At 68.0% G+C, this 10,778-nt stretch carries 7 protein-coding genes; 3 read left to right on the top strand and 4 right to left on the bottom strand.

Annotation, left to right across the window (positions count from 1 at the left end):
- Positions 1-88: 88 nt before the first annotated feature.
- Entirely contained in the window at positions 89-796 is a 708-nt protein-coding gene (locus F5544_RS11135; RefSeq protein ID WP_167473117.1) for a TetR/AcrR family transcriptional regulator, read from the bottom strand.
- Positions 797-907: 111 nt separating this feature from the next.
- The gene (locus tag F5544_RS11130) at positions 908-4,729 is read right to left on the bottom strand and encodes a hypothetical protein (protein WP_167473116.1); all 3,822 of its coding nucleotides are present in this window, start codon (positions 4,727-4,729) and stop codon (positions 908-910) included.
- A 167-nt stretch (positions 4,730-4,896) separates the two neighbouring features.
- Here F5544_RS11130 and F5544_RS11125 point away from each other — a divergent pair, with 167 nt between their 5' ends.
- Complete coding sequence (locus F5544_RS11125) at positions 4,897-6,363, top strand: alpha/beta hydrolase (RefSeq protein WP_238847432.1); 1,467 nt, start codon at positions 4,897-4,899, stop codon at positions 6,361-6,363.
- Positions 6,364-6,419: 56 nt separating this feature from the next.
- Here the strand turns inward: F5544_RS11125 and F5544_RS11120 are convergent, their stop codons facing one another.
- Both F5544_RS11120 and F5544_RS11115 read right to left on the bottom strand, forming a co-directional pair.
- A complete protein-coding gene (locus F5544_RS11120) occupies positions 6,420-7,295 on the bottom strand; it encodes a glycine-rich protein (protein WP_167473114.1) in 876 nt (291 codons plus the stop codon).
- 148 nt (positions 7,296-7,443) lie between these two features.
- Positions 7,444-8,268, bottom strand: a complete 825-nt coding sequence (locus tag F5544_RS11115; RefSeq protein WP_167473113.1) for a helix-turn-helix transcriptional regulator — start codon at positions 8,266-8,268, stop codon at positions 7,444-7,446.
- A gap of 102 nt (positions 8,269-8,370) precedes the next feature.
- Here F5544_RS11115 and F5544_RS11110 point away from each other — a divergent pair, with 102 nt between their 5' ends.
- Complete coding sequence (locus tag F5544_RS11110) at positions 8,371-9,798, top strand: MFS transporter (protein ID WP_167473112.1); 1,428 nt, start codon at positions 8,371-8,373, stop codon at positions 9,796-9,798.
- Positions 9,795-10,742 carry an MFS transporter gene (locus tag F5544_RS11105; protein ID WP_203217535.1) on the top strand — a complete coding sequence of 316 codons (948 nt, stop codon included), beginning with the start codon at positions 9,795-9,797 and terminating at the stop codon, positions 10,740-10,742. The genes F5544_RS11110 and F5544_RS11105 overlap by 4 nt, the downstream gene beginning before the upstream one ends.
- The last annotated feature ends 36 nt before the right edge of the window (positions 10,743-10,778 follow it).

Raw genomic sequence — 10,778 nt, 5'->3', positions numbered from 1 at the left:
ATCGGCTCGGCTCCCGACGCACCGATACTGCCCACAGCGACCCGACCCGCTGGACGGGTGGGCGCACGGCACGGCGGGAGGCGCGGACTCAGGGTGCGCCGATCCCCGCATTCGTGAGCTGGTTCAACCGCAGCTCGAGCCCGTCCAACACGCGGTCGAGCGCGTAGCGGCAGTATTCGCGGTGCGCCGCGGCGCGCTCGGTGTCCGGCCCGGTGAACCGCTCGACCATTCGCCGCATCTGTTCGGCGCCCGCACCCGCCGACGGATGCGAGCCGAGCATCTCCCGCAGGCCGGGCAGGCCCGCGTCGGGGCCGCCGCCGACCACATGCTGGTCGGCGAGGGCGATCAGGCCGAGACAGGAGTTGAACGCAACGGAGTACGCGGCGGCCGCTTCTTCACCCCACCCGGCCTCCAGCATCCGCGTCATACCCGCGTCGAGCAGCGGGACAAGCTGTTCGGACTGGGGGCCGTTGCGCATCAGCCACGCCGCGACACCGGGATATTCCGCCAGGTGGTCGATCATCGCGGTCAGCACCCCGTGCAGCAGCCGCCGCCAGTTCGGTTCGCCGATCGCCAGATCCATCTGGGCATAGACCCGCTCGACGACGGCCGCGCGGACCCGCTCCTGATCGCCGACATGGTGGTAGATCACCGACAGCGAGGTGTCCAGGCGGGCGACGAGGTCACGCATGCTCCAACCGTCGAGCCCGCGCTCAACGGTGAGCGCCACGGCGGCGTCGATGATGAGGTCGTGCGAGAGCCCGGTTCGATAGGCGCGCCTAGAACCTTTGGACATCGTACGAACCCCAACCTTGTCGACGGACGGCTTATAACACTGTTCCAATGATAGGTCGATACCCCTCGGAATTCGAAACTGGTTGTGAGACAGCCGGTTTCGATTGCCGGGTTATGGACATGGCGGCCGGTAGCCGACGTCGGGAAGATATTGGTCCCATTCGGACCGGGTGATGCGGGGATTGGCGATTTCGCATATGCGGGTGGCGACTCGCTCGATGTCGATGCTCCACAGACGTGCGGTGTGGTCGTCACTGGTGGTGGCCAGGGTGCGGCCGTCCGGGCTGAAGGCGATGGCGCGCAGCGCGTCGGTATGTCCTGTGAGAGTGGCGAATTCGCTCGGGTGGCGCGGGTCGGTGACGTCCCACAGGCGGGCCGTGTGGTCGGCGGTTCCGGTGGCCAGTATCGACCCGTCGCGGTTGAACGCGACCGATCGGACGACGCCGGTGTAGCCGGCGAGCACGGCCAACTGGGTGGGGTGGCTCCGGTCGGTGACATCCCACAGGCGTGCGGTGTGGTCGGCACTGGCGGTGGCCAGGACGCGGCCGTCGGGGCTGAAGGCCACGGATTCGACGGTGCCGGTGTGGCCGGGGATCACTGCCGTGCCGACCGGTCGTCGAGGGTCGGTGATGTCCCACAATCGTGCTGTGCGATAACCGATTCCAGTGGCGAGGGTACGCCCGTCCGGACTGAACGCCACCGAGTAGCCGGTTTCCCCGGGGAGGGATACGAGTGCTGATTCGACCGGCTCACGGGGGTTGCTGATATCCCACAGCCGCAATGTGCCGTGATGTTCGAGGTTCGTATCCTCTCCGACCGTCACGAGCGTGCGGCCGGTCGGGCTGATGGCGATCGCGTACACGTGGTCGCCGTGGTTGGGCAGGGCCATCGGGGTGGGGTTCGCGGGTCTGGTGACGTCCCACAGCCGGGCGGTGTCGCTGCCCGGCGCCCCCTCACCGGCGGTGGCCAGGGTGTGCCCGTCGGGTCCGATGGCCGTTCCCCATACCTTGTCGATCGGACCTGTCACGGTGTCGATGGCACGAGGCCGGTAGGGGTCCGCGACATCCCACAGCCGGGCGGTGCGGTCCGCCCCGCCGGTGGCCAGGGTGTGTCCGTCCGGCCCGAACGCGACCGACAGGACGGCGTCGGTGTGCCCGGCGAGGATCGGCTCGGGCATATCCCACAGGCGGGCGGAGTAATCGTCGCTGGCGGTGGCCAGGGTGTGCCCGTCGCGATTGAACGCCACGCAGACAACGCCTCCGGTGTGGCCGCGCAGCACCGTCGTCTCGCTCGGGCGGTGCGGATCGGTGATATCCCACAGGTGCGCGGTGTTGTCCTCGCCCGCGGTGGCGATGGTGTGTCCATCGGGGCTGAACGCCACCGATCGGAGGCCGGTCTGCCCGGCGAGGGTGGTGAGTTCGGTGGGCCGCTGCGGATCGGTGACGTCCCACAGCCGGGCGGTGCGGTCGTAACCCGCGGTGGCGAGGGTATGCCCGTCCGGGCTGAACGCCACCGCCGCGACGCGATCGGTGTGACCGGTGAGTGGCGGCCGGCCGATCGGCCGGTGCGGGTCGGTGATATCCCATAGTCGAGCGGTGCCGTCATCGCCCGCGGTGGCGACGGTGCGCCCGTCGGGGCTGAACGCGACCGCGACGACGCTGTCGCGGTGGCCGGTGAGCGTGGCCAGTTCGGTGGGCCGGCGCGGGTCGGCGATATCCCACAGGCGGGCGGCGCCGTCGCGACCGGCGGTGGCCATGGTGCGTCCGTCGAGACCGAACGCGACCGATAAGACACCGCCGGTGTGCCCGGTCGTGGTCGCCAGCCCGATCGGCTGCGAAATGTCGGTGATGTCCCAGATACGCACCGTGCCGTCGTCGCCCGCGGTGGCGAGCAGATGACCGTCGGGGCCGAAGGCGACCGATTTCACAGGTCCGGTGTGGCCGGAGAGGATCGCCGCGCCGATCGGCTGGTGGGGGTTGGCGATATCCCACAGGCGGGCGGTGTGGTCGGCGCTGGCGGTGGCGGCCAGGCGTCCGTCGGGGCTGAATGCCACCGATTCGACCCGGTCGGTGTGTCTGGTCAATCGGGTCACATAGGAGGTGCCGAACATGCTGAGCAGGGTGGACCGCGCCTGCGCGGTCGGCGCCAGCCGATAGGCGGCGAGACCGAGTTGAGCCGCCAGCGCGGGATTGCCCGCGGCCAACGCCTGAGCCTGCAGCGCGACCTGGCGCGACAGTGCGGCATTGCGTTGCTGGGCGGCCGTCCGCTCGGCTCGAACCGCCCACACCGTCGAGGTGACGGCCACCAGTAGCGCGACGGTGAGCAGTGCGAGCAGTTGCCGCAGGCGCCGGGTACGGCGTTGCGCCGCAACGCGTTCGCGGTCCTGCGCGGCGGCGCTCGCATCGAGGAACTCCCGCTCGCGCCGGGTCAGTGCGGGGTTGGCGCGCGCGTCCCATTCGCGCGCGACGGATAACCGCGTGCCGCGGTAGAGGGCGTGCGCTTCCTTGCCCAGCTCCACCCAGGCGGCGGCCGCCTCGGTGAGCTTGCGGCGCGTGCGCAGTCCCTCACGGTCCTCGGCCAGCCACTCCCGCAGCCGCGGCCAGGCCCGAATCAGCGATTCGTGGGCGAGCTCGACGGTGGTCGCGTCGAGGGTGATCAGGCGGGACTCGGCGAGCCGGGCGAGCACCAGGTCGGTGTCGGGATCGTCGGGGTCGAGCTCATCGCGGCGGATCCGGCATTTGGTGTCCTCGGTGCCCTCACCCGGTTCGACCAGACGGGTCAGCAGCTGTCTGGCGAGCGGTTGTCTGCGCGGATCCAGATCGTGATAGAGGGCCTCGGCGGTTTGGGCGAGCGCACCCTCGATACCGCCTGCGGCCTGAAAACCCGTGAGGGTCAAGGTGTTTCCGCGTCGGCGCCGCCAGGTCTCGCGCAGGGCATGTGACAGCGGTGGCAAGATCCCGGCCTGCCCGGCGGCCTGCGCCGTCAGCGTCGCGAGCAAGGCGCCCTCCACGGTGCAGCCGGCGTCGATCGCGGGTTGGACGATGGCGCGGCGCAGTTCGTCGGTGCTCATCGGGCCGACCGCGACCTGAGCGTCCGGCAGCAACCGCACCAGTGCCGGATACATCGTGCAGTGGGCATAGAAATCCGCGCGCACGCCGATGACGACTCGGCAGACGGCGTTCTCCGCGGTGGCCGCGGTAAGCAACGCGCTCAGAAATTGTTCACGCTCGACCACATCGTGACAGACGGTGAATATTTCCTCGAATTGATCAACGACGATCACGAAATCTCGGCCCGATTGCCGCATTCTGCGATGCAGATTCCGCGGATCGGCGGTGAATTCCTCGAACAAGTGCCCCGGCTCGGCGTGCACGGCCGCCGCGAGCCGGATCGCACACTCCTCCAACGGATGCGGTCCGGGAGTGAACAACACCGCATCGGTCAACCGCGGCATCAGCCCGGCCCGCAGCAGCGACGACTTTCCCGCCCCCGACGCGCCGAATACCGCGACGAACCGGCGCGCGGCGAGCCTTTTCAGTAAATCGTCGATCAACTGTTCGCGGCCGAAAAACCTTCCCGCGTCCTCGATCTGGAACGCCGCCAGCCCGACGTACGGACAATCGCCATTCCGGTCGAGGTCGTCTTCGCGGTCCGGCTCCTTTTCACCGGCCAGCAGCGCCGCCACCTCGAACCACCGTGCCCGCCACTGCTCGGTATCGCCACCGCAGGCATCCACATAGGCAAGGGTCACCGCCAACGTCGGCAGCTTCAGACCGTTCGCGGCGGTCGACAGCACTCCGGCCGAGTAGTGTGCCCGCTGGCCGAGCTGTCGATAGGTCGGTTTGCCCGCCTTCTCCCGAAGCCGCCGCAGATCGGCCGCGAACTGCATCAATGGCCCGTTGTCCCCCGCCAACGGACGGTCTCGGCGCGGCATCTGCCCTCTTTTCAGCACTGCATTGTTCGGCCCCTGATGTTAGGCACATCCACGAAACTCGCTCGTTCTGGGAAACGGTGGACCGTTAGGGTGGTGAGAGTTTCGGCTTAACCAGGAGGGGGAGTTCGATGAGATCCGTTGGCGCGCATAAAATGCGGCTCTTGGCAGTGCTCGGTTGCGGTGTGCTGGTCGCGGGGTGCGCCGCCGCGCAGGAAGGCATGCGAGGGGAACCGGACCTCGGCAAGTATTACAGCCAGCGGGTGGAGTGGGGGTCGTGCGCCGGGTTCGAGGGCATCAACGATCCCGGTAACGGGATGCAGTGCGGGCGGGTGCAGGTGCCGATCGATTACGACAAGCCCGAAGGTAATACTGCGCAGATCGCCGTTTCGCGGATGGTCGCGCATGGGCAGCGGGCCGGGGCGGTGGTCCTGATCCCGGGTGGTCCGGGCCAGCCCGGGCTCGGGATCACCGCGGACTTCGGGAAATCGAAGCTCGGCGCGAAATTCGATGTCGTCAGCTTCGATCCGCGTGGGCTCGGCGCATCCACTCCCCTGGTGCACTGCTCCTCGCAGGAGCAGTTGGAGGCCGATCAGCTGCGCGCGATGACGGATATGTCGCCGTCCGGGATCGAACGGTCCGAGCAGGACAATCGCGACTATGTCGCCGACTGTGTCGCGAAATCGGGCACCGAACTGCTCGGACATCTCGGCACCCGCGAGGCGGTCCGGGATCTGGACATCATCAGATCCGCACTCGGTGGCGATAAGCTCAATGCGCTTGGCGTGTCTTATGGTTCGCGTGTCGGCTCGAGCTACGCCGAACGCTTCCCGCAGCAGGTGCGCGCCCTGGTACTGGACGGCTCCCTCGATCCGGCGGCCCGGATCCTGGATCCCGTCAAAACCAATGCGGCGTTGCAATCGGCGTTCCAGGTATATGCCGACAGCTGTGTTCGGGAGAGCGACTGTCCGCTGGGCACCGACGGCACCGCGGCGACGGACCGATTCCGTCAGCTGATCAACCCGCTGCTGGATCACCCTGCGGCAACGCGAGACTCGCGGGGACTGAACTATCTGAATGGGCTGTCGGCAACGGTGGATTCGCTTTACGCCCAGCAGTTATGGCCGAAACTCACCGCGGGACTGCGCGAACTGACCGGCGGCAACGGCGATACCCTGCTCGAACTGTCGGATGTGTTCCGCCACATTGTCGACCGCACTGCGGAGCACGCGACCCTCTGCCTCGACGAACCGCGCACGACGGATCGAACGAAGGCCGCCGAAGAGTACAAGCTCAGCCTCGCGGCCGCACCGTTGTTCGACACCGGCCGCTTCCAAGGCCAAGCGCCACTGGATATTTGCGCGTTCTGGCCCACACAACCAACCAGTCAGCCCCATCAGATATCCGGAATCGACGGTCTGCCAAAGGTTGTCGTCGTCGCGACCACCGGCGATCCGGTAGCGCCGTACCAGGGCGGGGTGAATCTGGCTCACGCACTGCACGCTTCGCTCATCACGAACGACGGTGCCGAGCACGGCGGATTCCTGCACGGAGTCGACTGTGTCGACAAGCCGGTCATCGCCTACTTCGAGAACCTGACCGCACCCGGCGACATCACCTGCCGCAAGAGCGGATAACGGCGCTTTCTCGGCAGGATCGGCCCGGCTCGGTGACGAGCCGATCCTGCGCTGTATCAACGTTTTCCGGATCCGTTCACCACATAGTCGATGATCACCGCCGCGGATTCCTGGTCGCCCGCGGTGTCGACCACGGTGCCGGGTGGGCCGAATGACGAACCCTTTCCACCGGGCCCGGTGTGCGTGAAGGCGCCGGAGCCGCCGCCACCGTAATAACCGCCGCCGCCACCGCCGCCCGCACAGGCGTACTCGACGGTGCCGTCATCGGAGCCGCCGTCACCGCCGACACCGAATGTCCCGTCGGCCCCGTCTGCTCTGCCGGGACCGCCTTTACCGCCTGCCGTGGCGGTCCCGGCCGCGCCGCCGGTGCTGCCGCCATTGCCCCCGCCGCCACCACCGCCACCGCCCGCGCCGATCAGCAATCTCGACCGGAGGCTGTCGGGGTCGTCGGCGCCGACCGTGCGGATATCGCTGGCGCCACCGCCGCCGCAGCCGGAAAGGTAGCCGGTCCCGCCGGTGCCGCCGCCGTTGAATCCGCCCGCGCCAGGGGTATTCGTCGCTTGGTCGGCCGCACCGCCGCCGCCGCCGACCTCCACGAACAGCGTGTCGCCCGGGTTCACGGCCAGCGGCGCGCGGGCCGACTCCGGCGCCATCTGCCATGCGATACAGCCGCCGTGTGCGCCGATAGCGCGCACGGTCAGCGAGGTCACGCCGTCCGGGACGGTGAAAGTCTGCTCCCCGCCGGTGAAGTCGAAGCGGCAGGTGGTGGTGTCGCCGGAGCGGCTGCATCCGGGCTGGGCCGCCGCAGCCGGTCCGGCGCTCGGGAGCGCGGCCGCGGCGATCAGCGCGAGTGCGCCGACACCCGCGGACATTCGACGGCGTCGCGCCAGGGCGATTCCGAGAATAGTTGGGGCGGAATAGGTTTCGGACATACATCCCCTGCATGTGGCCAAATATCCGCCCGGCCGAGCAAACCCCTGCCTCGGCCGGGTCCACCCCGCAGCGTATCGGGATCGCGGCGGGATTTCCGGCACATGGCGGTGATGCCCCGAAAAGTATTGGGGCAGTATGGAGCTGCCGCTATTCGAGCGAAAGCCGCAGCATCGCCTCGTGATCCGGGGTGCCGGGCTCGGCCTGGTAGACGATCAAGCGTTGGCCGTCGCTGCGGCCCACCTCGTATGCCTCGTAGGTGAGCGTCATCTCGCCGACATCGGGGTGGCGGTAGATCTTCTGGCCGTTGGTGCGGTTCCGCACATCGTGACGCTGCCACAGAGCGGTGAATTCCGGACTGCGACCGGATAGTTCGTCGATCAGCTCGGCGATGTCGGCGGCACCGGGATGCGTGCCTGCCACCGCGTGCAGGTGGGCGACGACCCCGGCCGCCACATCATCCCAATTGCCGTATGCCGCTCGGGCTTTCGGATGCATGAAGGTGTAGCGGGCGGTATTCCGGAACTCGGCGGGCCATTCCTCGATACCCGGGAACAGGCGCAGGCCCGCGATATTCGCGCCGAGCAGATCGCTGCGGCGGCCGAGCAGACACGCCGGATAGGGGTGGACGATGTCCAGCATTCGGCGGACGTCGGCGCGGACCGGCTGCACCGGAACCGGTGATTCGTTCGGTCGATCGTTTTCCACGAGCGCGGTCAGATGGCGGCGCTCGTCCTCGTTCAGTTCGAGCACATCCGCTATCGCGGCCAGCACGGCCGGACCCGGATGACGTTGTTTGCCCTGTTCCAGACGCCGGTAGTACTCGATGCTTATTCCCGCCAGGATGGCGACCTCTTCGCGGCGCAACCCGGCGGTGCGGCGGCGGCCCGCGCTCGGCGGCAGCCCCGCTTGCCGCGGGGTGATCCGCGCGCGCCGGGACTGGAGGAATTCGCCGAGTGCCGTCCTGTTGCTCACTCATCGAAGTATGCCCTGTCCGCATCGGCGCAAAGGGGCCCTGCCAGGGCCCCGCTCGCCAGGGTGTCCCGGAGCTCGGCGTGTGCTGGAAAGACTGAGATCATGTCCGAAACAACAACGCGCAGACCGGCGCTGGTGCTGGTGATCTGCTGTATGAGCGTCTTCGTCGGCAATCTCGGCAATACCGTGCTCAACGTGGCGCTGCCCGCGATGCAACAGGGCCTGCACACCACCCTCGCGGGTTTGCAGTGGACCGTCGACGGCTATCTCGTCGTCCTCGCGGCGCTGCTCACGCTGGCCGGTTCGATGGGTGACCGGCTCGGCTGGCGCCGGGTGTTCCAGCTCGGGCTCGCCGTCTTCACCCTCGGCTCGCTACTGTGTTCGCTCGCACCGGGACTCGGCTGGCTCATCGCCTTTCGCGTCGTGCAGGCGATCGGCGGGTGCATGCTCAATCCCGTTGCGATGTCGATCATTACGAATACGTTCACCGAGCCGAAGGAACGCGCCCGCGCGATCGGGGTGTGGGGTTCGATCATGGGCGTATCCATGGCGCTCGGTCCGCTGGTCGGCGGGGTGCTCGTGCAGTGGGCGGGCTGGCGTTCGATCTTCCTGCTCAACGTGCCGATCGGTGTAGTGACGCTCTATTTGACCGCCCGCTTCGTGCCGGAATCCCGTGCGCCGCAACCGCGCCGGGTGGACGGGCTCGGTCAGATCCTGGTGATCGCGGCGATGGCGCTGTCGACCTACGCGATCATCGAGGTGCCGACCACCGGCTGGGCCGCACCGCGGACCCTCGGCTGCGCAGTGCTCGCACTCGCCGCCATCGCCGCGCTGATCGGCCATGAGCACCGTACCGTCGAACCGCTGATCGATCTGCGTGCCTTCCATAGTGTTTCGTTCAGCGGAGCGAGCGTGATGGCGGTGTGCGCGTACTTCGTGGTCGGCGGATATCTCTTTCTCAGCACGGTTTATCTGCAGAACGCACGCGGATTGTCCGCGCTGATGACCGGTGTCTACCTGTTGCCGATGGCCGTGGCGAATATCGCCGTCTCGCCGCTATCGGGCCGCCTGACAGCGTCATTCGGCGCGCGCCTGCCGCTGCTGCTGGCCGGTTCCGCCATTACGCTGGCGGGCCTGCTGTTCGCGGGTTTCGATGCGCAGCGCGGCGACGTCCTGCTCTTCATCGCCTACATCCTCCTGGGAGTCGGTGTCGGACTTGTGAATACACCGCTGACGAACTCGGCCATGGCCGGTATGCCCGCCGAACGGGCCGGGGTCGCGGCGGCGATCATCGGCACCAGTAGGCAATTCGGCCAGGCGCTCGGTGTCGCGGTGTTGGGCGCGGTCCTGACGGTGGGTCTGCACCGGCCGGGCGCGGGCTATCTCGAGGCGGTGCGGTCGCCCTACTGGATCGTGACCGGTTGCGGCGCGGCCATTCTCGTCCTGACACTGCTGACGACACGCAGGCCGGTGCGGGATCGCCCGATGGTCGATGCGGCCCCCGCCGTCCCGGCGCAATCCGTCAGATGACAACGAATCGGCAGACCGCGCTGGTCTGCCGGATTCCGTTCGGATGCACCACCGGATCGGACCGAAGCTACGGTGTGTGCATGTACGTTATGCCGCCGCAGCGGACCGACCCGCGCCCAAGCGCCGGGACGCTGATCGGACCCGGGTTCGCCACGATGATCGGCCTGGCCATGCTGACGGTCGTCTACCAGTTCGACGGAAGGTCACCGATCCAGTTCCAGCTGAACCTGACCGCCCAGACGGTGCTGTTGACCTGCGTCGTCGCCTATCTGGTCGCGGCGCTGCCCGCCGTCGCGCTCGGAGTGCTGGTGGGCGGGCGATTCCCGAGGGCGGTGACGCTGCCCGCGATCGGCCTCATGCTCGTCGGCACGGTGCTGACCGCGTTCATGGTCAACGGCGCCATGCTGCTGGCGGGCCGCGTGCTCGGCGGTCTCGGCACAGGCGCGGCCGTCGGAGTGGTGGCGGCGCTGACGTTTCGACTCGGCAGTCGGCGCGGTCTCGCGGCCGCGGTGGTGGCGGCACTCGCAATCGTGTCGGCGGTGATTGCACCCGTTGTCGGCCAACTGATTTCGGACGTGGCCAGTTTCCGCCTGGTGTATCTGGTGGCGGCACCGTTGCTGCTCGTCGCATTGATCGCCACCGCAGTGACCGGAAACGCTTCGCGCACCTCGGCCGGGCACCCTCTCCCCTACGCCATGCCGTATCCGCCACCGGGATACCCCAACTCCGGCATGCCTTTTCCACCGCAGGGATTTCCCGCACAGGCCAACTACGGCACGCCGTCCTCACCGCAGGGACCTACCCCGTACCCCAACCCCGGCATGCCCTATCCACCACAGCAACCTGCCCCACACCCCAACTACGGCACGCCCTACTCACCGCAGGGACCTACCCCAAACGCCAACTCCGGCATGCCTTTCCCGCCGCCCGGGCCTCCCCACTGAACCACCTTCTCAGATGCCGAGAACGGTGATCGTGTT

Source organism: Nocardia arthritidis (genome assembly GCF_011801145.1).
In the GTDB taxonomy this organism is placed as follows: Bacteria; Actinomycetota; Actinomycetes; order Mycobacteriales; family Mycobacteriaceae; genus Nocardia; species Nocardia arthritidis_A.
This window is presented reverse-complemented; position numbering and strand designations above follow the sequence as displayed.